The sequence below is a fragment of the Halomonas borealis genome, from assembly GCF_004798905.1.
Classification (GTDB): domain Bacteria; phylum Pseudomonadota; class Gammaproteobacteria; order Pseudomonadales; family Halomonadaceae; genus Halomonas; species Halomonas borealis.
The window spans coordinates 19,053-42,620 of the sequence record NZ_SDMO01000009.1 but is presented as its reverse complement, the minus strand read 5'-3'; the positions used below and the strand labels follow the sequence as shown (position 1 = coordinate 42,620).

Below are 23,568 nucleotides of genomic sequence, written 5' to 3'. Positions count from 1 at the left end.
CGCTTAAGTAGAATGCTTCCAGTCCTCTAGCCGGCCAGCACTCTGACTGATCTGGCTGTGGCATGTAGCCGCTGCCTATCGGGGAGTACATTGGGGAGTACTGCCATGTTTATGTCACCAACAAAACATTCAAATCTATGATTTTAAAGTGGAAAATATTGACATGCCATTTTAAGATCCAGAACATCGAGTGAACGCCATGCCCGCGAGGGTGCTTGGTCCTTCGATGAAATCGACGCCATATTCGGCACCTGTCGCACGACAACCAAGGCCCCTCTACCGCTAGCCAGCAGAGGACCTGGAACCGCCCCGGGTGTCGCTGATCACTCAACTCAGCGGCCTGCGTACGACGACAGCTTCATTTTCAGCTCATCTCGATAGGTCATCCTGTCGGCATTCACTAGGAGTGCTGACAATGCGATCGATGATGAGCCCCTTACTCCACGCGACTCCCAGGCGAGAATGCCCCAGGCCCACCCGACATCGTCTCTCAAGGGCCGTATACGGGGCATTGATGCTGGTGCTGCTGAGTTTTGTCACTTCCGTCCAGGCTCAGGACCTTTTTGCCCAGCAACAGGATATTCTCGCCCCGGACCAGGCATTCAAGCCGAGCCTCTCTCAGCAGGGCGACTCGCTGGTAGTCGATTGGCAAATCGAGCCGGGATACTACCTCTATCGCCACCGTTTCTCTGCCGAGACACCTCAAGGCGAGTTGGCGCTTGAGCTGCCCGATGGGGAAACCATCGAGGATGAGTACTTCGGCCGCTCCGAGGTCTATCGTCACGCCTTGCGCATGACCACGACGCCCGGCGATGCCGGCACCATCACCCTGCATTGGCAAGGCTGTGCCGATGCCGGCCTCTGTTATCCGCCACAACAGCAAACCTTCGAGCTGCCACTCACCGAGGGCATGGCGTCCACCGGCATGTCGACAGCTCAGGATACTTCACCCGAGTCCGCGTCCCATTCCTCGGCGAACGAGGCGCCAACGAGCACCCCGGACTCCAGCGCCGCTCAAGCAGACGATCAGCGTCTGGCGACCCAGTTGGCCGATGGCAACCAGGCGTGGGCGCTGCTGGTCTTTTTCGGTTTGGGGTTGTTGCTGACCTTCACGCCCTGCGTGTTGCCGATGATTCCGATCCTCTCGAGCCTGATCGCTGGCCAGCATCACCGTTCGGAGAATCAGCGCACAGCCGGCTTCATGCTTTCGCTGGCCTATGTCCTGCCCATGGCCGCCACCTACGCCGTACTAGGCGTCGCCGCCGCCATGGCGGGGGCTAACCTGCAGATATTGTTCCAGAACGCCTGGTTCATCGGCATCTTCTCGGCCGTGTTCGTGGTGCTGGCCTTCGCCATGTTTGGCGCTTTCGAGCTCGAGCTGCCTCACGCGGTACGCCAGCGTCTGGACACACTCATGTCCCGACAACGCGGTGGTCGATTCAAGGGTGTGGCTATCATGGGGGTTCTCTCGGCCCTACTCGTCGGGCCCTGCATGACGGCCCCCCTGGCGGGGGCACTATTGTTCATCGCCGAAAGCGGCAATCCCTGGCTGGGCGGTGCGGCACTGTTATCGCTCGGTCTGGGCATGGGCGTCCCGCTGATCCTGATTGGCACTGTCGGTAGTCATCTTCTGCCTCGCCCAGGCACCTGGATGGTGCGCATCAGGGCGCTGTTCGGTTTCGTCTTGCTCGGCATGGCCATCTGGTTTGTCGAACGCGTGGTCCCGGACGCCATCGTGCTCGGCTTGTGGGGAGCCCTGGGGCTAGGGGCCGCCATGTCACTACGCGCTCTGGCACATGGCACCAAAGCGTCGGGCGCGATGCCTCAAGCCGCAACCGCCATGGCAACCATTGTCGGCCTGTGGAGTGCTCTGATGCTGATCGGTGCGGCAGGGGGGGGAAATGACCCGTGGCGTCCACTGGCCGTCTACGCACCATCCGGAGAGGCCCGGGCCGCGACTCCTTCAACCTCGACATCCCAACGGCCCATGGCCTTCGAGGAAGTCGAAGACCTGGAAACCCTCAATGCACGTATCGCGCAGGCCGCCAATAATGGCCGGATGACGCTCGTCGAGTTTACCGCCGAGTGGTGCATTTCCTGCGAAGTGATCGAACAGAACGTCTTCACGTCTCCCACCGTCAAGTCCGAGCTTGAAGGTGTACAACGGCTGAGTATCGACGTCACCGACTACGACGCGACGGATAAAGCCATCATGCAGCACTTCGGCGTTGTCGGCCCCCCGACACTGATGTGGTTCGGCACGGATGGTCAGGAACGACGCGGCGCTCGCATCATCGGCGAACTGGATGCCGACGCCTTCCTCGAGCGCTTCGCGCAGGCCAGACAAGCGACCGACACGACAACCGGAGGCGATGCATGAGCGCACTGGAACGCAGTATTGCCATCGGTCCACTCGGCCTGAGCCTGGGACAGTTACTGCTGATGGCGTCCCTGGTCGTGGCACTGGGTGTCGGCGCCTGGCTGGGCCGGCGCCGACACGTCAGCGTAAGCGATAGTGTATTCACTGCACTGCTGATGGGCTTGGTTGGCGCAAGGCTCGGGTTCATCGCCCTGTATTGGCAAAACTACGACACGCTCTGGTCATGGCTGGATATCCGCGACCGTGGTTTCGAGCCGCTGGCTGGCCTGGCCATCGCCGCGATTTATCTCGCCTGGCGACTATGGCGCTTCCCAGTGGAGCGCCTGGCGCTCGCCAGTGCAGCGGTATCGGGTGTGGCCGCCTGGTCGTTGGCGGCGGGTATGCTGGTCGTCACCGCGCCCCAAGCAGCAGGTATGCCATCAACGCCGCTGACCAGCATGAATGGCACGCAACATCCGTTATCGAACATTCGCGAGGCGACCCATCGACAGCCCATGGTGGTCAATCTGTGGGCCAGCTGGTGCCCCCCTTGCCGACGCGAAATGCCCGTGCTGGAACAAGCCCAGCAGGAGCGCGATGACGTCACCTTCGTGTTCATCAATCAGGGCGAGAGCCTCGATACCCTCAAGCATTTCATGCAGCAAGAGTCGCTGGCGCTCGACAACGTCTTTCGTGATCCACACATGGCCTTCGGTCAGGAAGTCGGTGCCATGGCCATGCCGACCACACTCTATTACGACGCCACTGGCACCCTCATCGACACCCACTTCGGTGAGCTTCCCCGCGCCACGCTCGCGCGTAGCCTCGAACGTTTCGAACCATGATTCCTCTGACCATGATGGAGACCATACGCATGCCTATTCGCACTCCCCGCATGACTGCCCTGCCGTTGGCCCTCGCCCTGGGGACGGGAATCACTCTATTAGCGAGCCTGCCCGCCAGCGCCGATGCATTACCCAGCCCCATGCAGGCACTGAAGCAGCAGGGCTTTACGTTCCATGGGCAATTCGAGGCGCCGGGTGGGCTCGAGGGCTATGCTGCCAGCGCCAGTGGCCAGACCGTCGCGGCTTATCTGACAGCGGACGGACAGCATGCCGTGGTGGGTACCTTGATCGATGAGCAGGGCAATAATGTCTCGGCCGATGCCTTGCAAAGGCTGGTCAATGGGCCGAAGAATGCCAAGCTTTGGGAGCAGATGGCCGACCAGCACTGGGTCAGGGAAGGTGACGCGGATGCCGAACGAATCGTGTATACCTTCAGCGATCCTAACTGCCCCTATTGCCGCAAGTTCTGGGAAGATGCCCGCCCCTGGGTCGAGAGTGGCCGGGTTCAGATCCGTCACTTGATGGTTGGTGTACTCAAGCCGGATAGCGCACCTAAAGCGGCCGCCCTGCTCAGTGCCGATGCCCCCGCCGAGGCCATCGCTGAGCACTATCGTACCGGGACCATGCCGGACATCGCGGGCAGCACGCAAAGTCAGCGCCATGTCAGCGCCATGTCAGCGCCAATACCGAGCTCATGCAAAGCGCAGAGCTTTACGCGACACCCGTCATCTTTTACCGCGATGACGAGGGCGTGCACCGTGTCATGGGCGCTCCCTCGCCCGATAAGCTGCGTGACATCATGGGTAGTGAAGCCCCCTGACGCTAACCGGGGTCATGCCAACGGCAAACGCAACCGCACACGCATGCCGACATCATCGCCATCGCCCGACTCCAGCGCCAGGCTACCGCCAACGCGAGTGACGATGGCCTCGACGATCGAGAGCCCCAACCCGCTACCGCGAGGGTGATGACCCCGCCGAAAGCGTTCGGTCAAGCGCGCCAGCCGTTCCGGCGGAATCCTCTCGCCGCGGCTGGTGACCTCGATGATGGCGTCGCGGTCACAGGCCCGAGCCTGAATATCGATTGGCGCGCCAGGTTCGCCATGATGCTGCGCGTTCTCCAGCAGGTTGCGCAATACGGTCGTCAACAACGTGCCGGTTAGGGCGACGGCAAGGGAATCCGCAGCGCGATTGACGCGGCAGACATCCCGGCTCTCGGTCTCCGCCATGGCCATCTCCAGGGCGGCGTCAAAACACGCACCGTGCAGGTCATCCTGCGGCTCTTCAGCACTTTCCATGCGCGCCAGCAGCAGCAGTTGATCCAGCGTTTTCGATAAGCGTGTCACACCGTCCTCTGCCTGCTGTAGCGCATCACGCCGCTGCTGCCCTTCAACCCGTTGCGAAATCTGCAAATGCGTACGAATGGCCGTCAGTGGCGTGCGTAGCTCATGGGCAGCATCATCGGTAAAGCGCTGCTCCAGCTCGAGCACGCGCCGCGTCCGCCCGAGCAAGGTATTGAAGCCGTCGATCAAGGGACGAATTTCACTGGGCAGCCCCGCACAGGGCAACTCCGACAGATCACCGGGATCACGCGACACCAAACGCCGCTGTAACCACGTCAGCGGGGAAAGTTCACGGGTCACCCCCCACCACAAGGCGATAAGGCTACCCACCAGGGCAAACACAAACGGGTAGAGCGCCGCATTCCGAACCTGCAACAGCAGCGCCTCCCGCTCACGCAGGCGATCAGCCACGGTAATCCGCTTGCCATCATCCACGAGGGTATAGGCACGCCAGCGCTGCCCATCGTGTTCGCGATAACTATAACCTTCGCTCTGGACCGCCAGCACATCATCCATGCCCGGATGCGTATCCGCCACTACCTGACCACGCACCGACGACACTCGGCAGGCAATCCCTTCAAGCGCGGGAATGGTCGACATGTCATCCGTCTCACTACGCCACACCTGCCCAGGCATGCGCTCCAGCAAACCGGCCACCATGTGCGCCGATTGCGCCAGACGCTGATCCAGCGAATGTTCGAGTCGTGTCGACAGATCACGCATCGACCAGGCCGCCGTGACGCCCCATAACAGCACCAGGGTTATGCCCAGCGTGGCCACCAGCCGCAAACGTAAGCTCATCATGCGCTATCCACGCAAGGGGAGGCGAGACGATAACCAACGCCACGAATCGTCTCGATCATATGACGCCCCAACTTGCGGCGAAGCTGGTAGATATGCACGTTGAGCGCATTGCTTTCGACCTCTTCATCGATGCCATAGAGGCGATCCTTCAATTGGTCCGAGCTGAGAATACGCCCACGAGCACGCATCAGTGCCTCCAGCAGCATTAACTCACGCCTCACCAATGTCACCGGCTGACCCTCCAGCGTGACACTGCGCGCCACGGGGTCCAGGGCCAGGCTACCGTGGCGCAGCGCGCCATCGACCTGACCGGCCGAACGGCGCAATAGCGCCTGAAGTCGTGCCGCCAACTCATCAAGATCGAACGGCTTGATCATATAATCATCGGCCCCACCCTGAAGGCCTTCGATACGACTCGCCACGGCATCCCGTGCCGTCAACATGAGGACTGGCGTGGCCACCCCCGCACGACGCCATGCTTGTAGTAGTGCCAAACCATCGCCATCGGGCAGCCGACGGTCGAGCACCACGGCCGCGTAGTCGAACGAGGCCAGGGCGCCGTGGGCCTCGCTGCACGTGGTGACGGTATCGATCACGAAGTTACTCAACGCCAGGCCCGCTTCTATGCCGGCTGCCACCGGCATATCATCTTCCACCAGCAGGATGCGCATGCTCCCTCCAGATCTCCGCACGACTCATTATTTCTCTGCGCCTATGAGGGCATGAACCCACCCTCAGACCACCTCAATCGCGATCCAGCTCAGACGATGCGGTATCCTCGAACGCGACACTCTTCGCTCACTTCCATGCCTCTCTCCCCGCTATCAGGCCAGATTTTCCGATAGCGCTTTGCGCTACCTTCCGGCCCGGGAAGACGGCCTCCAAAGAGATTGACTTGCAACGCATGCGGGGCCGACTTCGGCGTGAACAGCTTGTTATCTCGACGTGTAGGTAGTTCGACGTACTCGTCCTCGGTACAGGGACCGAACCGGTGCCGTGTTCGCGCGCTGCTCGAGCACCGTGCCTGGCGCTCGGATTGACGCCCGGTGAGCAGGTCGTCGTGGTCGGTCAACAGTCAAAATCTGGCTGGCACTGGGTGTCATGCCCCCCGTCGCCGATCACATAGGTGATCGAGACCCGTGTATGGCCCTGGCGTGTCAGGCGCGGCCCCCTTGCGAGCCGCTGCGCAACGCCTCGACCGACTGCGCCATGTCCTCCGCCAGCGCCTTCAGGGCATCGCTTTCGATATCGCGCTGGGCGTAGGAGCGTAGCCCCATCACCTCGGCCTGAAGCCGCCCACCGAGCCGCACGGGGTCCTGATCGGGAGCCAGCTCGCCCTGTGCACGGGCGGCGGCGAAGCGTTCGATGAAGCGGGCCTCCATGCCATCCAGCAGGGTATCGGCCTTCTCCCGCGCCGCGGCTTCGCGATCCCCCAGCTCGAGCAGGCTCTTGACCAGCATGCAGGCGCGGCTGGGCAGCTCGCGCTCACGCAGCCCGCCGAGCTGGCGCAGATACGCCGCCAACCCGTCGAGCGCCGAATCATGCGCCCACAGGATGCGATCCAGCTCGGCCAGCGCCCGCTGCGCATAACGCGAAAGCGCCTCCTGAAACAGCTGATCCTTGCTGCCGAAGGCGGCATAGATGCTGCCCGGTCGCATGTCCAGCGTGGTTTCCAGGTCCTTGAGGGAGGTGGCATGAAATCCCTTGAGCCAGAATAGCGTTAACGCCTTTTCCAGGGATTCCTGTCGATTGTGACGAGTCGTGCGCGGCATGAGTGAGTCCAGGGGTTGCCCGATGACGAGCGTATCCGGCAACAGGGTAGTGAGCATGGGAAAATCTTATCTTGAGTGGTCGCTCAAGTACAGCTAGAATGCCCCCTGTAAAAGAGATCGAGACCGTGGCATGCCTTTTTTTGAGCGATCGCTCAAAAATATCCTCCTCGGACGCTCCGAGGCTGGCGCCACGCTACCATCTTCTTTCATCGAGACGCCTCATTTTCCCGCAACATGGAGCCGATATCGCCATGGCCGATTTTACTCTTCATGACAAACAGACCGCACCGCAAGCCAGCCAGCCGCTGCTCGACGATTCCGTCAGCGCCTTCGGCATGGTGCCCAATCTGCACGCCGTGATGGCGGAAGCGCCGGGGCTGCTCGAGGGCTACCAGCGCCTGCATCAGCTGTTTCTGGACAGCAGCTTCGATGACGAAGAAACCACCGTGGTGTGGCAGACGATCAATGTCGAGCACGCTTGCCACTACTGCGTGCCGGCCCACACCGGCATCGCCCACCAGATGAAGGTGGATAGCGCCATCACCGACGCCCTGCGCGATGAGACGCCGCTGCCGACCGACCGCCTCGAGGCCCTGCGTACCTTCACACTCGCGGTGGTCCGTCAGCGCGGTGAAGTCGATGCCGCGACGGTGCAGCGCTTCCTCGACGCCGGCTACCAGCATCGCCATGTGCTTGAGGTCATCCTCGGCCTGTCGCAGAAGGTGATGAGCAACTACACCAATCACCTGGCGGCGACGCCGCTGGACAAGCCCTTCGCCGAGTTCGAATGGCACAAGGCCGGCTGAGGCCCCAGGCGGGGAGCCTGCCCGGCTCCCGCTTATTTTTGGCACACTAGCGCGTCTCGAGAGACCGGAGTTTCCCAGACGCCTTGCCCTGATCCGGCATCCCGAAGATACCAAGGAGATCATCATGCCCCAGCTGACAGCGGTCGACGACAACAGCTATACCCAGGAAGTCCTCGAGCACGACACGCCCGTGCTGGTCAAATTCTGGGCACCGTGGTGCGGACCCTGCAAGATGCTCGACCCAGTCGTCGAATCCATCGCCGAGGAGCAAGGTGCCGCCCTCAAGGTCGTCACCCTCAATGTCGACGAGGCGCCCGATCTCGCCGCCCGGAACGGGGTGCGCGGCCTGCCCACCATCGCCCTGTTCAAGGGCGGGGAAAAAGTGGAAGCGCTGACCGGCGTCCAGCCCAAGGAAAACTTCGACAGCCTCATCGCTCGTCACGCCTGAGGCGCGAACCAGGCTCACCGGGGCCTGGCGGCTGCCCTCGCGTCCGGGGACAGCCGCCTTTATACTTCCGTAGTAATTTTACGCGACCCTGACTTCGTCAGGGTCTTTTTTATCGACGGAGGTTCGTCATGTCGTCCCCCCCCGCCGGCGCCGCCGCGCGTCATCCCCGCCTGGCCGAGCTGGCATTAGCCCTCGGCGGCTTCGGCATCGGCACCAGCGAGTTCGTGATCATGGGACTGCTGGAGCGGGTCGCCAGCGACCTCCAGGTGGCCCCCGCCGACGTCGGCTACGCCATCTCCAGCTATGCGCTGGGCGTGGTGGTCGGCGCACCGCTGATCTCGGCACTGGCCGCCCGGGTGCCACGCCATACGCTGCTCATCGCCCTGATGCTGGTGTTCGCCGTCGGCAATGTCGCCAGCGCCCTGGCGACCAGCTTCTGGCCCTTCGTCGGGCTGCGCTTCCTGGCCGGCCTGCCCCATGGCGCCTACTTCGGCATCGCCGCCCTGGTCGCCGCGGGGGCGGTGCCGATCGAACAACGCGCCCGGGCGGTCAGCCGGGTGATGCTGGGGCTGACCAGCGCCATCGTGGTCGGCGCCCCATTCGCCACCTGGGTCGGCCACGGGCTGGGCTGGCAGAGCGCCTTCCTCGGCGTCGGCGCCATCGCCCTGGCCACCAGTGTGCTGATTCGTCTATGGGTGCCGCGCCAACCCCATGACCCTCATGCCAGCCCCAAGCGCGAGCTCTCCGCCCTGCTCAAGCAACGCGTGCTCTTCACCCTGGGCGTGGCCAGTGTCGGCTTCGGTGGCATGTTCGCGGTATTCAGCTACGTGGTGCCGACCCTTTCCGCCCAGGCCGGCATGCGTGAAACGATGGGGCCCTGGGTGCTGGCGATCTTCGGCATCGGCACCATCCTTGGCAACCTGGTCGGCGCGCGGCTGGCCGACAAGGACCTGCTGAAGTCGATTCCCCGCATCCTGGTGTGGTGCCTGGTCATCCAGGGCGGTTTCTTCTTCGCCGCCGACCACCTGCTCACCGGGCTGCTGTTCGTCGGCCTGGTGGGCACCAGCATGGCGCTGGGGCCGGCGCTGCAGACCCGGCTGATGGACGTCGCCGGCGACGCCCAGACCATGGCCGCCTCGATGAACCACGCCGCCTTCAATTGCGCCAACGCCCTCGGCGCCTGGCTGGCCGCGGTAGTGATCAAGAGCGGCGCGGTCTGGTCGGCCAGCGGCCTGGTCGGCGCCGGCCTGGCGCTGGGAGGCCTGCTGCTCTTCCTGCTGGGGCTGCGGGTCGAGCGCCGTCATCTCGCCGCCCGCTCGGCCTCTGACGACGCCGGCTGAGCCTCCTGGCGGTGCCGGCTCATGTTTCGCCTTCACCGCCTTCCCGCAAGCGTCGGTGTAGCCGTCGCACCCGCAAGCCGGCGGTCAGCCCGCCGCCCAGCAGGATAATCCACAGCGCCAGCCACAGCGGCTCGTCGCGGCCTCCCCAGAGAGGCGCCAACGCGGCGATCAAGGCGCCGAGCGTCACCACCGCCATGCGCTGCGGCTTGGCCATGGGCCCGCCGAAGTCGCCGCGGTGGCCGAGGCTGTCCCCGAAGGCCCGCACGTAGGCGGTCAGGATCGCCATGGCCGCCGCCGCCCAGCCCAGGCTCGGCACCCCGATGGCGAGCCCCGCCCCCACCAGGATCAGGAGGTCCGCGACCCGGTCGGGTGCCTCGTTCCACAACGCCCCGGTGGGCGACGCCTTGCCGGACTCGATGGCCAGCATGCCGTCGAAGAGGTTACACAGCAGGCGCGCCTGGCAGCCCAGCACCGCGACCACCAGCCACAGCGCCCTGCCGACGCCCTCGGCATGCGCGGAGGCCCAGAAGGCCAGGCACGCCACCAGCGCCATGAGCATGCTCGCCCTCGACACCTGATTGGGCGTGAGGGCGGTGCGTGCCAGGCGCCGGCTGATACGCCGGGCCCAGCCGGTATCGCGGCTGGCCAGCGGGCGTCGATCGGTGGGGTGAGTCATGTCAGGTCCTCCCTGAACGCCATAGGGCGAGGTGATAGAGCGTCACATAGCTGCCGGAGACCAGCAGCGGGACGGCGACGGTCACCAGCAGCGCCGGGGTGCCGGCCAGGGCATGCAGCCCCACCAGCACGCCGGCCGAACCGGCCAGTGCGCCCAACGGCGGCAGCCATAGCGCCACGTGCCCCCGCGTGCGGGCGGCAAGCCACTCGACGGCGTGCTTCAGATACAGCGTGAGGGCCGCCGAGAGCGTGCCCTGAAGCAGCCCCGCGACCAGCGGCTCGGGGGCCGGGTAGGCGGCGTTGGCCCACCCGGCCCAGCCGCCCATGGCGACGAAGGCGAACAGCAGGTGCAGCGGCGTGCTGCCGAGCCCACGGCTCACGAAAGCGACCAGCCGTAGCGCACCACGTGGAAGAAGATCGGCGCCGCGAACACCACCGAGTCGAGGCGATCGATGAAGCCGCCATGGCCCTCGATCAGGTGCCCCCAGTCCTTGATTCCACGATCACGCTTGATGGCCGACATCACCAGCCCACCGCAGAAGCCGAGCAGGGCGATCATCAGCGCCAGTCCCGCCGCCGCCCAGACGCCGAAGGGCGTCATCCAGGCCAGACCCGCACCGATGGCGGTGGCACTGACCACGCCGCCCAGGAAGCCCTCGACGGTCTTCGATGGCGACAGCCGTGGGGCGATCTTGCGCCGTCCGCAGAGCTTGCCCCACACGTACTGCAGCACATCACTCAACTGCACCACCACGATCAGGAAGGCGATCAGCAGCACGTTACGCCCTTCGAAGCCGGGAATCTCAAGGCTCAACAGCGCGGGCACATGCGAGACGCAGAACACGCAGATCATCAGCGCCCACTGGACCTCGGCGATGCGCACCAGGAAATCGCGGCTGTCGCCACGCAGGGTGGCGATGATCGGCAACAGCAGGAAGGCATAGACCGGGATGAAGATCGAGTAGACGCCGTAGTACTCGCTCCAGATCAGCGCGTACTGCACCGGTACCACCACGAAGAAGGCGGTGGCCAGCGCCCAGTGGTCGGCGCGCCGGGCGCTGGCCAGGGTGATGAACTCGCGCAGCGCCGAGAAGGAGGCGAAGGCGAACAGGATCACCACCCCGCTCTTGCCGCCCAGGAAGGCCAGCGCCATCAGCACCACCATGATCCACCAGGCGCGGATGCGAGCATTGAGGTTCTCGATGACGTCATGATCGCCCCGCGGCGAATAACGACGCTGCAGGCCATAGCCGATCAACGAGGCGACCACCAGCAGTCCGCCGATGCCGGCCAACAGCGTGATCAGGTCGGGGTGCATGGTGGTCATCGGCCCTCCTCCTTGGGTTCCGGCGCCAGCTCGGCGAGGGCGCCGGCCGCCCGCGCCAGGAAGTCGGCCTTGGCCTCACCCGCCGCGAGCCACAGCGGCGCGCCGAAGGTCACCGTGCAGATCAGCGGAATCGGCACCACTTCGCCCTTGGGCATCACCCGGTTGAGGTTGGCGATCCACACCGGCACCAGCTCGATCCGTGGGTGGGCCGCGGCCAGATGATAGAGGCCACTCTTGAACGGCTGCAGGTGCTCGCCACCCGGGTTGCGCGTGCCCTCGGGAAACAGGATAAGCGAAGCGCCGTCGTCGAGGGCCGCGCCCATGGCGGCGATGGGATCCTCGCGGCGGGTCGCCGGGTCGCGATCGATCAGCACCGCGTCGAAGACATCACGGATCAACCAGCGCTTGAGGGGCGAGGCGAGCCAGTAATCGGCCCCCGCCACCGGGCGAGCGTCACGCCGCAGCCGCGGCGGCAGGCAGGTCCATACCAGGATGAAGTCGCCGTGGCTGGCGTGATTGGCGAAGTACACACGCTGGCGGCCCACCGGCTCGACACCCGCCCACACGGCGCGTACCGAGGTGATGAAGCGCGCACACAGGCGGATCAGCACCGCCGTTATTCGAGCACACAGTTCCCGCATGACACCCCTCATCGCCCTTGGCATGATGACGCCAGCATGGCACCGGCCACCCTCTTTGAGAAGCGCTCACCGCGGGCCGCGAGAACGGGAAAGACGGCCCGGGTGCAGGCAAGACAGCCATTGTGCGATACTCCGCCCCTTTCCGCAGTCGCTCGACTCTACGTCGCCACATCAGGGACGCATGCCCATGTCTCAAGGTACGCTCTTCATCGTTTCCGCCCCGTCCGGCGCCGGCAAGACCAGCCTGGTCCATGAACTGGTCGAAAGCCTCGATGGCCTCCAGGTTTCGGTCTCGCATACCACCCGGCCGCGCCGCGAAGGCGAGACCGATGGCGTGAACTATCACTTCGTCGAGCGTACCGAGTTCGAGCGCATGATCGCCGAGGGTGACTTCTTCGAACACGCCCGGGTCTTCGACAACTACTACGGCACCTCGCGCCGCGCCGTGGAGGAGCGGCTGGCCGCCGGCCAGGATGTGATCCTCGAGATCGACTGGCAGGGCGCCCGCCAGGTCCGCGAACAGTTGCCCGAGGCGGTGTCGATCTTCATCCTGCCGCCCTCGCGGGAAGAACTGGAGCGCCGCCTGTCCGGCCGTGGCACCGACGAGCATGCGGTGATCGCCTCGCGCATGCGCGAGGCGATCACCGAGATGTCACACTATGACGAGTACGATGACGTGGTGATCAACGACGACTTCGCCACCGCCCAGCGCGAACTCCAGGCGCTGATCATCGCCCGGCGCCTGACCACCCGGCGCGTGCGCGAACGCCACGCCCCGCTGCTGGAGGCGCTGCTCGCCTGAGCACACCCGCAGTGCTTGTCAGGCCAGCTCGGCGTCGAGTAATCTAGCCTATCTATTCATCGGTGAATCCCCCGGGGCGCAGCGACGCCAGCCGGGGGTTTACCCGTCAGCATTCAGGAAAGCATCCATGGCACGAGTCACCGTCGAAGACTGTCTGGAAAACGTCGAAAACCGCTTCAAGCTGGTGATGATCTCCTCCCAGCGTTCCCGCCAGCTGGCGCGCGGTTCCCGCGATGCCCTGCTGCCCTGGGAAAACGACAAGCCCACCGTGATGGCGCTGCGCGAGATCGCCGACGGGCTGGTCGACTCCAGCGTGCTGGACGAGCCGATCGAGGCCGCGCCGCCGCGCCCGCGTCCCGACAGCGAGCCGGGCATTCCTGCCGAGGAGTGATGACGGCGTCGAGCCCCACCGCACGGCCATCACGCAACCTTCAAGGCACGCCGCATGTTCACCATCGATGACCTGGCAGACCGCCTCGGCGGCTATCTACCCCCGGACGAGATCCAGCAGGTCAAGCGTGCCTTCTACTACGCCGAGCAGGCCCACGACGGCCAGCGCCGTCGCTCCGGCGAACCCTATGTGACCCACCCGCTGGCGGTCGCCAACATCCTGGCCAACATGCACATGGACCATCAGAGCCTGATGGCCGCCATGCTGCACGATGTCATCGAGGACACCGGGGTCTCCAAGCCGGCCCTCGCCGAGCAGTTCGGTGAGGCGGTGGCGGAGCTGGTCGACGGCGTCTCGAAACTGACCCAGATCACCTTCGAGGACAAGGCGGTCGCCCAGGCCGAGAACTTCCAGAAGATGGTGATGGCGATGTCCCGGGACATCCGGGTGATCATCGTCAAGCTGGCCGACCGGCTGCACAATATGCGCACCCTCGGCGCCCTGCGCCCGGAGAAGAAGCGTCGCATCGCCCGCGAGACGCTGGAGATCTACGCGCGCATCGCCAACCGGTTGGGCATCAACACCATCCGCGTCGAGCTCGAGGACCTCTCGTTCCAGGCCATCCACCCGATGCGCGCCGAGCGCATCAAGCGGGCCGTGGCCAGCGCCCGCGGCCATCGCCGCTCGGCGATTCGCCAGGTCCAGGACAGCCTGCAGAACAGCCTCGACGAGGAAGGCCTGGCCGGCTCGGTGATGGGCCGCCAGAAGCATCTGCTGTCGATCTACAAGAAGATGCGCGACCAGAAGAAGTCATTCGCCGAGATCATGGACGTGTTCGGCTTTCGCATCGTGACCGACGACGTCGACAGCTGCTATCGCCTCCTCGGCATGGTCCATAACCTCTACAAGCCGGTGCCCGGGCGCTTCAAGGACTACATCGCCATCCCCAAGGCCAACGGTTACCAGAGCCTGCATACCACCCTGTTCGGCAGCGGCGGCATGCCCATCGAGGTGCAGATCCGCACCCGCGAGATGGAGGCCATGGCCAACAACGGCATCGCCGCCCACTGGCTGTACAAGGCCGGCCAGACCGACCATCCGATCGCCGAGGGCAGCCATGCCCGGGCTCGCTCCTGGATCAAGGGCCTGCTCGAGATGCAGCGCCACGCCGGGGATTCGCTGGAGTTCATCGAACACGTCAAGAACGACCTGTTCCCCGACGATATCTACGTGTTCACCCCCAAGGGCGACATCATGGAGCTGCCCCAGGGCGCCACGGTGATCGACTTCGCCTACAGCGTGCACACCGATATCGGCAACCGTTGCATCGCCTGTCGCATCGACCGCCACCTGGCACCCCTCTCCTCGCGCCTCCAGAGCGGCCAGACCCTGGAGATCATCACCGCCCCCGGCGCCCGGCCCAACCTGGCCTGGCTCAACGTGGTGGTCACCGCCAAGGCGCGCTCGGCGATTCGCCACGCCCTCAAGCACCAGCAGCAGGACGAGGCCATTCAGCTCGGCCGCCGGCTGCTCAACAAGTCGCTGGCAGAGTTCGAAAGCAGCCTCGAGGAGCTGCCCGACGGCTCGCTGGCGACACTGCTGGCCGAGCTCGACGTCAAGAACGAGGACAGCCTGCTGGAATCGATCGGCCTGGGCACCCGGGTCGCCTATGTCGCGGCCCGCCGTCTGGTCGCCTTGCAACACGGCGAACGGCTGCCGGCCACCGAGCTCCAGCCGCCGCAGGAACCGATCATGATCAGCGGCGCCGAGGGCATGGTCATCAAGTTTGCCCGCTGCTGCCACCCGCTGCCCGGCGACCCGGTCATCGGCCACCTCACGGTCGGCAAGGGCATCGTCGTCCACCGCACCGAGTGCCGTAACCTGGCCGAGCTGAAGAGCGATCCGGACAAGCGCTTCGCGCTCGAGTGGTCGGAGACCTCCGGCGAAGATTTCCCGGTACCGCTGCGCCTGGAGCTCGAGAGCCGCCGCGGCCTGGTCGCGGAGCTGGCCAGCCTGATCACCGACGCCGATGCCAACATCGAGCGCATCGGCATCGAGGAACGCGACGCCCGGCTGTCGATCGTCAACCTGACCCTATCGGTCCGCAACCGCGTACACCTGGCGCGCATCATCAAGCGCCTGCGCAATCTATCCCACGTCGGCAAGATCACCCGACTGGACAACTGAGTCCATGCGCCCCCGCCCGCCGTCTTGCGCGGCGGGCGGGGGCGTCGTCATTGGTCATTCCCTGATTATCGCCAACAACACCTGGAGCACCCCATGAGCAACAAGGCCGTCATCAACACCGATCAGGCGCCCGCCGCCATCGGCCCCTACTCCCAGGCCATCAAGGCCGGCAACACCGTCTACGTGTCCGGCCAGATCCCGCTGGACCCGACCTCCATGGAGATCGTCTCCGACGACTTCGAGGCCCAGGCACGCCAGGTCTTCGCCAACCTGAAGGCCGTCTGCGAGGAAGCCGCCGGCGGCCTCAAGGACGTGGTCAAGCTCAACCTCTACCTGGTAGACCTGGACAACTTCGCCATCGTCAACGGCATCATGGAAGAGTTCTTCGATGCGCCCTATCCGGCGCGTGCCGCGGTGGGCGTGAAGGCCCTGCCGAAGGGCAGCCAGGTCGAGGCGGAAGCCGTGCTGGTCATCGGCGACTAAGCCGCCCCATGCGCCTGTTCCTGGCCCTGGTACCGCCGCCGGCCCTGCGTCGGCGGCTGGGCACCCTGGCCGACGCCGCCCAGGCTCGCTGCGGCGGCCGGCGCATGCCGGACGACGACCTTCACCTCACGCTCGCCTTCCTCGGCGAGCGGTCTAGCGCCCAGGCCACGGCCCTCGCCGATTGGCTGCCGGGCATCGTCCCCTCGCCCGGCCACTGGCGGCTCGACCGCTGGGGCCAGTTCCGGCGCCCGGGCATCATCTGGGTCGGCGGCGTAGTCCCCGAGCCGGCGCTCAGCGTCCTGCAGCAGCGTCTCTGGGATGGCCTCGAGCGGCTCGGTATCGACGGACGCCCCGCACGCTTCGTGCCCCATGTCACCCTGCTGCGCCGGGCCACGCATCCACCCGACTCGGGCCTGCCGGCCATCGAGCTGAGCTGGGCGTATGCCCGTGTCGAGCTGATCCAGTCGGACGTCACGCCCGGCGGCAGCCACTACCGCCGCCTGGCGAGCACTCCGCCTGGAGAAGAGGACTAGGGCGTCACCGGCAGGTAGCCACCCTCGCGCAGCACCTGGGCATAACCCTCGCGGAAGGTCGGGAAGCGGAAACGGTAACCGCTCTCGATCAGCCGGGCGTTGTCGCAGCGCTTGCTGGCGCGGCGCCGCAACGGCGACTGAATCGTCTCGGTGGCCTCGACCTTGAGCTGCTTGGCCAGCCAGGCCATCACCTCGTGAAGCGGCACCGGTTCGCAGTCGCTGGCGAGATAGTGCTCGTGCAGCGGTTCGCCGGCCAGCGCCAACCCGATGAGGTGGGTCAGCACTCCGGCACAGTCGTCACGGTGGATGCGGTTGGAGTACATCGCCGGCGTGGCGGCGGCGATGCGCCCCTCGCCGACCTGGCGAATCAGGCGATCGCGGCCCGGCCCGTAGATGCCGGAGAAGCGGACCACCGAGCCGGGCAGCGCATGCTCGATCAGCGCCTGCTCGGCCTCGCGCATCAGCACCCCGGAGAAACTGCTGGGTTCGGCGGGGCTCGCCTCGTCCACCGTCTCGCCGTCCTGCTGGGCATAGACGCTGGTGGATGACACGAAGAAGACATGCTTCGGCGGGCGCTTGCGAGCGCTGAACTCGCCGAGTACCGCCTTGAGGCCGTCGGGGTAGGCCGCGCGATAGGCCGTCTCCTCGAAGCGGTCGGCACTGACCACATACACCAGGATGTCGGCATCCGGCAGCCCGGCCAGCGCCGTGGCATCGCCAAGATCCGCCGACACCCCCTTGAGGCCGGTGCCGGCCAGTTTGTCGGCATCGCGGCGCACCCCGATGACCCGATGGCCACCCGCCGCGAGCTCACTGCCCAGCGTCGTACCGATATCCCCACAGCCTAGAATCAGCGTCGTCGTCTTCAACTTTCCCTCGCCCCCTGATAAAAAGTCCCTATGACCCTTGGGGTGCCCTATGGATGGGGCCCGCGACACACCGACTATCGAGGAAGCCCCGGCACCGAAATGACTCTAACAGAACTCCGTTACATCGTAACCCTGGCCCAGGAACGCCACTTCGGCCGCGCCGCCGAGCACTGCTTCGTGTCCCAGCCGACCCTCTCGGTCGCCGTCAAGAAGCTGGAGGAAGAGCTGGGCGTGGCACTGTTCGAGCGTTCCAAGTCCACCGTACAGGTCACGCCGCTGGGTGCGAAGATCGTCGAGCAGGCCCAGCGCGTGCTGGAACAGAGCAGCGTGATCAAGGAGCTGGCCAGCGCCGGCCGCGACCAGCTGGCAAGCCCCCTGCGCATCGGGGCCATCTACACCGTCGGCCCCTACCTGTTTCCGCACCTGATTCCCGAGCTGACCCGCCGCGCGCCCCAGATGCCGCTCTATATCGAGGAAGGCTTCACCGGCGAGCTGCGCCGCAAGCTGCGCAGCGGCGAGCTCGATGCGATCATCGTGGCGCTGCCCTTCACCGAGACCGACGTAGTGACCAAGCCCCTCTACGAGGAGGCTTTCGACGTGCTGATACCCGCCGACCACGACTGGACCGGGCGCCAAAGCATCGACAAGGAGGCACTGCTGCAGGAACGCCTGCTGCTGCTCGGCGAGGGGCACTGCTTCCGCGACCAGATCCTCGAGGCCTGTCCGGCCATCAGCCAGAAGCTCAACAGCCCCAACAACACCCTGACCGCCGAGGGCGGCTCGCTGGAAACGATCCGCCACATGGTGGCCTCTGGCCTGGGCATCACCGTGCTGCCGCGCTCGGCGATCGGCACCGGCCACTACGAGAGCGGCCTGCTGACCAGCCGCCCGTTCACGCCTCCCGGCCCGGGGCGCACCGTGGCCATCGCCTGGCGCGCCAGCTTCCCGCGGCCCCGGGCCATCGACTCGCTCACCGAGGCCATCGCCCACTGCCGCGCGGCCACGACCGAGCCGACATGAGCGATCTCGACGCCCCCGTCAGCGACCTCAAGGGCATCGGCGAGGCACTGGCCGGCAAGCTCGCCCGGCTAGGCGTCGATGCCGTCGCCGACCTGCTGTTCCATCTGCCGCTGCGCTACCAGGACCGCACCCGCATCACCCCCGTCGCTGGCCTGAGGTCCGCCGACGAGGCCGTGGTCGAGGGCGAGGTGATGGCCGCCGACGTGGTGCGCGGCCGGCGCCGCAGCCTGCTGGTGCGGCTGCGCGACGGCTCCGGCATCCTCAGCCTGCGCTTCTTCCACTTCTCGCCGGCCCAGCAGCAGCAGTTCCAGGCCGGGGCCCGGGTGCGCGTCTTCGGCGAGGCCCGTGCCGGCGCCACCGGGCTCGAGATCTATCATCCCGAGTATCGCCTGCTCGGCGAAGGCGCCCCGCCGGTCGAGGATCATCTGACGCCCATCTACCCGACCACCGAGGGCCTGCATCAGGCGCGGCTGCGTGCCCTGATCGACCAGGCACTGACGCGCCTCGAGGCAGCCCCCGAGGCCCTCCCGGAATGGCTGCCCGAGCCGCTGCGCCGGCGATACGCGCTGCCCGAGCTGCACGACTGCCTGCGCGAGCTGCACCATCCGCCGCCCGATGCCGACCCCGAGGCACTGGCCGAGGGCCACCATCCGGCCACGCGACGGCTGGCCCTGGAGGAGCTACTGGCCCACCGGCTGAGCCTGCGCGAGGTACGCCTGCGCATCCAGGAGGACGGCGCCCCGGCGCTGTCCGACGGCCGCGGCCTGCAGGCCCGCTTCCTCACCCAACTGCCGTTCTCGTTGACCGGCGCCCAGCGCCGGGTGCTCGACGAGATCCGCGCCGACCTGGCCGAGGAGCGGCCCATGCTGCGGCTGGTACAGGGCGACGTGGGCTCGGGCAAGACGGTAGTCGCCGCCATGGTCGCGCTGTCGGCCATCGCCGGCGGCTGCCAGGCGGCGATGATGGCGCCCACCGAGCTGCTCGCCGAACAGCACTACCGCGCCTTCAAGGCCTGGTTCGAGCCGCTCGGCATCGAGGTGGCCTGGCTGGCCGGCAAGCTCAAGGGCAAGGCGCGCCTCGACGCCAAGGCGGCGATCCTCGATGGCCGCGCGCAGATGGTGATCGGCACCCACGCGCTGTTCCAGGGCGACGTTCATTTCCAGCGTCTGGGGCTGGCGATCATCGACGAACAGCATCGCTTCGGCGTCCACCAGCGCCTGGCGCTGCGCGAGAAGGGCGAGGCCGGTGGGCTGACACCCCACCAGCTGGTGATGACCGCCACGCCGATTCCCCGCACCCTGGCGATGAGCGCCTACGCCGACCTGGATGTCTCGGTGATCGACGAGCTGCCGCCCGGCCGCACCCCGGTGAAGACGGTAGCGATGCCCGATGAACGGCGCCCCGAGGTGGTCGAGCGGATTCGCCACGCCTGCGCCGAAGGCCGCCAAGCCTACTGGGTCTGCACCCTGATCGAGGAATCCGAGGCGCTGCAGTGCCAGGCCGCCGAAGCCAGCCGCAACGAACTCGTCGAGGCGCTGCCGGAACTCGCCGTCGGCCTGGTCCACGGACGCATGAAGGCCACCGAGAAGGCCGAGGTGATGGCGGCCTTCCAGGCCGGCGAGCTGGACCTCCTGGTCGCCACCACGGTGATCGAGGTCGGCGTCGATGTGCCCAACGCCAGCCTGATGATCATCGAGAACCCCGAGCGGCTGGGGCTCTCCCAGCTGCACCAGCTGCGCGGCCGGGTCGGCCGCGGTGCCACGGCGAGCTTCTGCGTGCTGCTCTATCATCCGCCGCTGTCGGACCACTCGCGCAAGCGGCTGACGGTGATGCGCGAGACCACCGATGGCTTCCGCATCGCCGAGCAGGACCTGGAGATTCGCGGCCCCGGCGAGGTGCTGGGCACCCGCCAGACAGGGCTCGCACAGATGAAGATCGCCGACCTGGAGCGCGATGCCGACCTGCTGCCGCGCATCTCGCCGCTGGCCGAGGCACTGCTGGCCGAGCACCCCGAGGCCAGTCGACCGTTGATCCGCCGCTGGCTGGGCGAAGAAGCCGGGCGCTACGGGCAGGTCTGAGACGCCGCAAGCTGCAAGCTGCAAGCTGCAAGCTGCAAGCTGCAAGCTGCAAGCTGCAAGCTGCAAGCTGCAAGCTGCAAGCTGCAAGTCAGCAGCGTGAGATCTCCCGAGCCACAAGCAACCCCCGAAGGTTTAGCCTTCGGGGGTTGCTTGTGGCTCGGCGCTTACAAGTGCTTCAGCAGCCCCTGCAGCCGTTCGAGATCCTTGGCATCGCCGACCAGCCGCACGCGGCCGGCCATCATGCCGTCGAGGAAGGCCTTCTGGGTGGGCTTCCTGAGTACCCGGATCGCGCTGTCGACATCCTCGAAGCGCAGCTCCAGGTCCAGATCCACCGGCAGACCGGCCCCGGTCTCGATACCCTTGGGCGACATCCGGTAATGCCGGGCGATGGCGAGATCCTCGGTCGCGATCCCCCAATCGAGGCGGCGCAGCTCATCCAAACGGTTGCGGAAGGCAGGCTTGCGTCTCAGCGCACGCTTGAGCAGCACGCCGAGCACCCACAGCATCAGGCGTAGCTTCATTGGGACACCGTTAGCCAGAAATGAACAAGATGGGGGGGAACCACGCGGCTCGAGGGTCGAGCCGCGCATGACGCCTTACTTGGCGACGGCGTCCTTGAGACCCTTACCCGGCTTGAAGGCCACGGTCTTGCTGGCCGGAATCGTTAGGGATTCGCCGGTCTGGGGATTCTTGCCGGTGCGGGCGGCACGCTCGCGCACGGTGAAGGTACCGAAACCGATCAGCGATACGTCCTTGCCGTCGGACACGCTGCCGGTGATCTCGTCGAGAATGACGTTCAGCACCTGGCTGGCCTTGTCCTTGGAAAGATCGGAACGCTCGGCGATCGCCGCGGCGAGTTCTGGTTTGCGCATACAGCCCTCCTGGTTAGACATCCTGCCGATGATCCCATCGGCCGCGTTATTGTTCGCGATGATTCATGCTCCACTCGTATGCCGCCGACCAGGCAACATGCGGATGGGGCCTTGTCGCAACGCTGCGGCCAAGCCCGGAATTCCGGGGGACGCCGTCGTTGACGTCACTAGCCTAGCAATGGCGGTGCAGCGCGCGCCAGTTCGACTTTCCGACGCACGCAGGCGCCTGTCAACGCAAATCCGATCAAACGTCCGTCTTCATCCTCGGCCAAGGCGGTGAGATCCGCCCCCTCGCCCTCGATGCGCCAGCGCGCGGGCCGCGTGATCGGCGGCAGCGAGACTACCGGCAACAACGGCGTCTTCACCAGCACCGGCCAGGGGCCATAGCGCACCGCCGTCGGCGTACCGGCGAGGGTGGCGGCCAGCGCCTTGGCGCCGGCCTGCAGCGGTTGAACGTACATGGCGTTGAGGCCATCGACGCAGGCGACATCGCCCAGGGCGTGAATGCCGGGAGCCGAGGTGGCAAGATGACGGTCGACGAGGATGCCGGCCGGGCCCACGGCCAGCCCGGCGGCCTCGGCCAGCCCGCTGCGCGGCCGAAGCCCGGTGGCGACCAGCACCAGATCGGCCGCGAGGCGACTGCCATCGTCCAGCCCCAGTGCCACCCGCTCGCCCTCGGGCGCCAGGCCGTCGACCGTTCGCCCGGTGTGTAGCGTGATGCCGGCCTCGACGAAGGCCTCACCCAGCGCCAGGCCCAGCGGTTCGGGCAGCAACCGCGGCAGCGGCGTGGCCTCCGGGGCCACCAGCTCGACCCGATGGCCGCCGGCGCTCAGGTCGTTGGCGAACTCACAGCCCACCAGGCCGATGCCGACGATGGCGATCCGGGCCGGTCGGCCGAGCGCCGCCAGGGCGGCATGGAAGCCGCGATAGTCGTCGAGATCATTGATGGTATAGACCCGGCCGGCCAGCGCCTCGGGGACCGCGAAGGGCGGCTCGGGCGCGGCCCCGGTGGCCAGCACCAGCTCGCCCCAGGGCAACCGTTCGGCGCCGATGCTCAGGGTACGCGCGGCCGGGTCGATGGCCTCGACGCGGGTCCGCGGGCGCATCACCACACCCAGCGACTCGGCCGCCTCCAGGGCGCTGCGCGCGGCCAGGCGTTCGGGCGGCAGGCGCTTGGCGAAGCCGGTGGAGAGCAGCGGCTTGGAATAGTCCTCGCCACCGTCGGCGGTGATCAGGGTAATCGGTTGCTCCGGCTGCCGGGCCCGGACCTGGCGTGCCAGGCCCAGCCCGGCCATGCCGGAACCGATGATCGTCAGGGGTGCGCTCATGGGGCTCCTCGCTGCAAGGGGCGCGACGGCCCGACATGGTACACTAGCCGCCCCTTGCATTGGACGCGGAGTCGCGCAGTGAATCACCGCCCAGCCCTCGCTCCCCGATGGCGCCCCCTGGCGGCGGCGCGCCCCGCCATGAGCCCGGCCTGGTGGCAATGGGCCGCCACCCGGGGCTCGTTGACCCGCCGCCTCATCGAAGCCGGCGCCCCGCGCCGTTTCCAGGTGCGACTGCTCGAACAGCGGCCGGACCGGCCGCGCCGCGACGAGGCCCGGGCGCTGGGGGTGGCAACGGACCGCCTGGTCTGGCGCCGCGAGGTCGCGCTGTGCCTGAACGACCGCCCCTGGGTGATGGCCCGCTCGGTGGCACCGCTGAACGGCCTGCGCGGTCAGCGGCTGGCGGGCCTCGGCGAACGCTCACTGGGCCACTGGCTGTTTCGCCAACCCGGGCTGGAGCGCGGCCCCATCGAGGTCAGCGCCGACCCGGCGCCCTTCTGCCACGCCCCCGGCCCCTGGGGACGCCGCTCGGTGCTACGCCATGGGCGCTTCGCGGTGCTGGTCCAGGAATTCTTCCTCGACAACATGGTGGATGACCTGGCGCTTCCGGCACGCTAGGCTGATTCGGCCTCGTCCGACCCGATCCATC

General features: G+C 66.4%; 24 protein-coding genes and 1 pseudogene. 14 read left to right on the top strand and 11 right to left on the bottom strand.

What is annotated here, in order from left to right; genetic code table 11:
- Positions 1–514: 514 nt before the first annotated feature.
- The 3 genes and pseudogenes from dsbD to dsbG form a co-directional block, all read left to right on the top strand.
- Entirely contained in the window at positions 515–2,380 is a 1,866-nt protein-coding gene (gene dsbD, locus ETC07_RS10215; protein ID WP_240724618.1) for a protein-disulfide reductase DsbD, read from the top strand.
- A complete protein-coding gene (locus tag ETC07_RS10210) occupies positions 2,377–3,204 on the top strand; it encodes a TlpA disulfide reductase family protein (RefSeq protein ID WP_136248417.1) in 828 nt (275 codons plus the stop codon). Before dsbD ends, ETC07_RS10210 begins: the two co-directional genes overlap by 4 nt.
- A pseudogene (dsbG, locus tag ETC07_RS16060) lies at positions 3,201–3,779 on the top strand (thiol:disulfide interchange protein DsbG); the annotation flags it as partial. The gene ETC07_RS10210 and the pseudogene dsbG, both read left to right, overlap by 4 nt.
- A 257-nt stretch (positions 3,780–4,036) precedes the next feature.
- Here dsbG and ETC07_RS10200 read toward each other — a convergent pair.
- The 3 genes from ETC07_RS10200 to ETC07_RS10190 all read right to left on the bottom strand — a co-directional run bounded on the left by ETC07_RS10200 (position 4,037) and on the right by ETC07_RS10190 (position 7,122).
- Complete coding sequence (locus ETC07_RS10200; protein ID WP_136248415.1) at positions 4,037–5,350, bottom strand: ATP-binding protein; 1,314 nt, start codon at positions 5,348–5,350, stop codon at positions 4,037–4,039.
- Positions 5,347–6,021 (bottom strand): winged helix-turn-helix domain-containing protein, encoded by a 675-nt coding sequence (locus tag ETC07_RS10195; RefSeq protein ID WP_136248414.1) that lies wholly within the window; start codon positions 6,019–6,021, stop codon positions 5,347–5,349. The genes ETC07_RS10200 and ETC07_RS10195 overlap by 4 nt, the downstream gene beginning before the upstream one ends.
- Positions 6,022–6,507: 486 nt before the next feature.
- Complete coding sequence (locus ETC07_RS10190; RefSeq protein WP_136248413.1) at positions 6,508–7,122, bottom strand: TetR/AcrR family transcriptional regulator; 615 nt, start codon at positions 7,120–7,122, stop codon at positions 6,508–6,510.
- A gap of 251 nt (positions 7,123–7,373) precedes the next feature.
- On the opposite strand from ETC07_RS10190, the gene ETC07_RS10185 reads away from it, so the two are divergent.
- From ETC07_RS10185 to ETC07_RS10175, 3 genes are all read left to right on the top strand, one after another.
- On the top strand, positions 7,374–7,928 hold the full coding sequence (locus ETC07_RS10185) for a carboxymuconolactone decarboxylase family protein (RefSeq protein WP_136248412.1): 555 nt from the start codon (positions 7,374–7,376) through the stop codon (positions 7,926–7,928).
- Positions 7,929–8,052: 124 nt separating this feature from the next.
- Entirely contained in the window at positions 8,053–8,376 is a 324-nt protein-coding gene (gene trxA / locus ETC07_RS10180) for a thioredoxin (protein ID WP_136248411.1), read from the top strand.
- A gap of 128 nt (positions 8,377–8,504) precedes the next feature.
- A complete protein-coding gene (locus tag ETC07_RS10175) occupies positions 8,505–9,716 on the top strand; it encodes an MFS transporter (protein WP_136248410.1) in 1,212 nt (403 codons plus the stop codon).
- Positions 9,717–9,735: 19 nt separating this feature from the next.
- On the opposite strand, the gene ETC07_RS10170 is transcribed toward ETC07_RS10175, so the two are convergent.
- From ETC07_RS10170 to ETC07_RS10155, 4 genes are read right to left on the bottom strand one after another with little or no spacing between them, the layout of a single operon-like run.
- Entirely contained in the window at positions 9,736–10,392 is a 657-nt protein-coding gene (locus ETC07_RS10170) for a CDP-alcohol phosphatidyltransferase family protein (protein ID WP_136248409.1), read from the bottom strand.
- A 1-nt stretch (position 10,393) separates the two neighbouring features.
- Positions 10,394–10,771 carry a hypothetical protein gene (locus ETC07_RS10165; RefSeq protein ID WP_205742537.1) on the bottom strand — a complete coding sequence of 126 codons (378 nt, stop codon included), beginning with the start codon at positions 10,769–10,771 and terminating at the stop codon, positions 10,394–10,396.
- The gene (locus ETC07_RS10160; protein ID WP_136248407.1) at positions 10,768–11,718 is read right to left on the bottom strand and encodes a phosphatidate cytidylyltransferase; all 951 of its coding nucleotides are present in this window, start codon (positions 11,716–11,718) and stop codon (positions 10,768–10,770) included. Before ETC07_RS10160 ends, ETC07_RS10165 begins: the two co-directional genes overlap by 4 nt.
- Complete coding sequence (locus tag ETC07_RS10155) at positions 11,715–12,359, bottom strand: lysophospholipid acyltransferase family protein (RefSeq protein WP_136248406.1); 645 nt, start codon at positions 12,357–12,359, stop codon at positions 11,715–11,717. Before ETC07_RS10155 ends, ETC07_RS10160 begins: the two co-directional genes overlap by 4 nt.
- A 187-nt stretch (positions 12,360–12,546) precedes the next feature.
- On the opposite strand from ETC07_RS10155, the gene gmk reads away from it, so the two are divergent.
- The 5 genes from gmk (at position 12,547) to thpR (ending at position 16,755) form a co-directional block, all read left to right on the top strand.
- A complete protein-coding gene (gene gmk, locus ETC07_RS10150; RefSeq protein ID WP_136248405.1) occupies positions 12,547–13,161 on the top strand; it encodes a guanylate kinase in 615 nt (204 codons plus the stop codon).
- Positions 13,162–13,288: 127 nt separating this feature from the next.
- A complete protein-coding gene (gene rpoZ, locus ETC07_RS10145; protein ID WP_136248404.1) occupies positions 13,289–13,552 on the top strand; it encodes a DNA-directed RNA polymerase subunit omega in 264 nt (87 codons plus the stop codon).
- A 54-nt stretch (positions 13,553–13,606) separates the two neighbouring features.
- Positions 13,607–15,739 carry a RelA/SpoT family protein gene (locus ETC07_RS10140; protein ID WP_136248403.1) on the top strand — a complete coding sequence of 711 codons (2,133 nt, stop codon included), beginning with the start codon at positions 13,607–13,609 and terminating at the stop codon, positions 15,737–15,739.
- Positions 15,740–15,832: 93 nt separating this feature from the next.
- Positions 15,833–16,222 carry a RidA family protein gene (locus ETC07_RS10135; RefSeq protein WP_136248402.1) on the top strand — a complete coding sequence of 130 codons (390 nt, stop codon included), beginning with the start codon at positions 15,833–15,835 and terminating at the stop codon, positions 16,220–16,222.
- 8 nt (positions 16,223–16,230) lie between these two features.
- The gene (thpR, locus tag ETC07_RS10130) at positions 16,231–16,755 is read left to right on the top strand and encodes an RNA 2',3'-cyclic phosphodiesterase (protein WP_136248401.1); all 525 of its coding nucleotides are present in this window, start codon (positions 16,231–16,233) and stop codon (positions 16,753–16,755) included.
- Here the strand turns inward: thpR and ETC07_RS10125 are convergent.
- Positions 16,752–17,624: an SDR family oxidoreductase gene (locus tag ETC07_RS10125; RefSeq protein WP_136248400.1), complete on the bottom strand. Its 873-nt coding sequence runs from the start codon at positions 17,622–17,624 to the stop codon at positions 16,752–16,754. The two genes, thpR and ETC07_RS10125, sit on opposite strands and share 4 nt — an antisense overlap.
- 99 nt (positions 17,625–17,723) lie before the next feature.
- Between ETC07_RS10125 and ETC07_RS10120 the strand changes: the two genes are divergently transcribed.
- The gene (locus tag ETC07_RS10120) at positions 17,724–18,644 is read left to right on the top strand and encodes a hydrogen peroxide-inducible genes activator (RefSeq protein ID WP_136248399.1); all 921 of its coding nucleotides are present in this window, start codon (positions 17,724–17,726) and stop codon (positions 18,642–18,644) included.
- Positions 18,641–20,722 (top strand): ATP-dependent DNA helicase RecG, encoded by a 2,082-nt coding sequence (gene recG, locus ETC07_RS10115; protein WP_136248398.1) that lies wholly within the window; start codon positions 18,641–18,643, stop codon positions 20,720–20,722. Before ETC07_RS10120 ends, recG begins: the two co-directional genes overlap by 4 nt.
- A 164-nt stretch (positions 20,723–20,886) precedes the next feature.
- Here recG and ETC07_RS10110 read toward each other — a convergent pair whose 3' ends face one another.
- The 3 genes from ETC07_RS10110 to ETC07_RS10100 all read right to left on the bottom strand — a co-directional run bounded on the left by ETC07_RS10110 (position 20,887) and on the right by ETC07_RS10100 (position 22,922).
- Positions 20,887–21,243, bottom strand: a complete 357-nt coding sequence (locus ETC07_RS10110; RefSeq protein ID WP_136248397.1) for a hypothetical protein — start codon at positions 21,241–21,243, stop codon at positions 20,887–20,889.
- Between the two features lie 75 nt (positions 21,244–21,318).
- Entirely contained in the window at positions 21,319–21,594 is a 276-nt protein-coding gene (locus tag ETC07_RS10105; protein ID WP_136248396.1) for an HU family DNA-binding protein, read from the bottom strand.
- 167 nt (positions 21,595–21,761) lie between these two features.
- Complete coding sequence (locus tag ETC07_RS10100) at positions 21,762–22,922, bottom strand: NAD(P)/FAD-dependent oxidoreductase (protein ID WP_136248395.1); 1,161 nt, start codon at positions 22,920–22,922, stop codon at positions 21,762–21,764.
- Between the two features lie 138 nt (positions 22,923–23,060).
- Here ETC07_RS10100 and ETC07_RS10095 point away from each other — a divergent pair, with 138 nt between their 5' ends.
- On the top strand, positions 23,061–23,537 hold the full coding sequence (locus ETC07_RS10095) for a chorismate--pyruvate lyase family protein (protein ID WP_136248497.1): 477 nt from the start codon (positions 23,061–23,063) through the stop codon (positions 23,535–23,537).
- The last annotated feature ends 31 nt before the right edge of the window (positions 23,538–23,568 follow it).

Coding starts and splice junctions, on each gene's coding strand:
- ETC07_RS10110 (WP_136248397.1), bottom strand. CDS start 21,243: ATGAAGCTACGCCTGATGCTGTGGGTGCTCGGCGTGCTGCTCAAGCGT.
- ETC07_RS10095 (WP_136248497.1), top strand. CDS start 23,061: ATGAGCCCGGCCTGGTGGCAATGGGCCGCCACCCGGGGCTCGTTGACC.
- dsbD (WP_240724618.1), top strand. CDS start 515: ATGCTGGTGCTGCTGAGTTTTGTCACTTCCGTCCAGGCTCAGGACCTT.
- ETC07_RS10135 (WP_136248402.1), top strand. CDS start 15,833: ATGAGCAACAAGGCCGTCATCAACACCGATCAGGCGCCCGCCGCCATC.
- ETC07_RS10105 (WP_136248396.1), bottom strand. CDS start 21,594: ATGCGCAAACCAGAACTCGCCGCGGCGATCGCCGAGCGTTCCGATCTT.
- ETC07_RS10100 (WP_136248395.1), bottom strand. CDS start 22,922: ATGAGCGCACCCCTGACGATCATCGGTTCCGGCATGGCCGGGCTGGGC.
- ETC07_RS10120 (WP_136248399.1), top strand. CDS start 17,724: ATGACTCTAACAGAACTCCGTTACATCGTAACCCTGGCCCAGGAACGC.
- ETC07_RS10190 (WP_136248413.1), bottom strand. CDS start 7,122: ATGCCGCGCACGACTCGTCACAATCGACAGGAATCCCTGGAAAAGGCG.
- thpR (WP_136248401.1), top strand. CDS start 16,231: ATGCGCCTGTTCCTGGCCCTGGTACCGCCGCCGGCCCTGCGTCGGCGG.
- ETC07_RS10185 (WP_136248412.1), top strand. CDS start 7,374: ATGGCCGATTTTACTCTTCATGACAAACAGACCGCACCGCAAGCCAGC.
- gmk (WP_136248405.1), top strand. CDS start 12,547: ATGTCTCAAGGTACGCTCTTCATCGTTTCCGCCCCGTCCGGCGCCGGC.
- ETC07_RS10140 (WP_136248403.1), top strand. CDS start 13,607: ATGTTCACCATCGATGACCTGGCAGACCGCCTCGGCGGCTATCTACCC.
- recG (WP_136248398.1), top strand. CDS start 18,641: ATGAGCGATCTCGACGCCCCCGTCAGCGACCTCAAGGGCATCGGCGAG.
- trxA (WP_136248411.1), top strand. CDS start 8,053: ATGCCCCAGCTGACAGCGGTCGACGACAACAGCTATACCCAGGAAGTC.
- ETC07_RS10175 (WP_136248410.1), top strand. CDS start 8,505: ATGTCGTCCCCCCCCGCCGGCGCCGCCGCGCGTCATCCCCGCCTGGCC.
- ETC07_RS10195 (WP_136248414.1), bottom strand. CDS start 6,021: ATGCGCATCCTGCTGGTGGAAGATGATATGCCGGTGGCAGCCGGCATA.
- ETC07_RS10210 (WP_136248417.1), top strand. CDS start 2,377: ATGAGCGCACTGGAACGCAGTATTGCCATCGGTCCACTCGGCCTGAGC.
- ETC07_RS10200 (WP_136248415.1), bottom strand. CDS start 5,350: ATGATGAGCTTACGTTTGCGGCTGGTGGCCACGCTGGGCATAACCCTG.
- rpoZ (WP_136248404.1), top strand. CDS start 13,289: ATGGCACGAGTCACCGTCGAAGACTGTCTGGAAAACGTCGAAAACCGC.
- ETC07_RS10170 (WP_136248409.1), bottom strand. CDS start 10,392: ATGACTCACCCCACCGATCGACGCCCGCTGGCCAGCCGCGATACCGGC.
- ETC07_RS10155 (WP_136248406.1), bottom strand. CDS start 12,359: ATGCGGGAACTGTGTGCTCGAATAACGGCGGTGCTGATCCGCCTGTGT.
- ETC07_RS10160 (WP_136248407.1), bottom strand. CDS start 11,718: ATGACCACCATGCACCCCGACCTGATCACGCTGTTGGCCGGCATCGGC.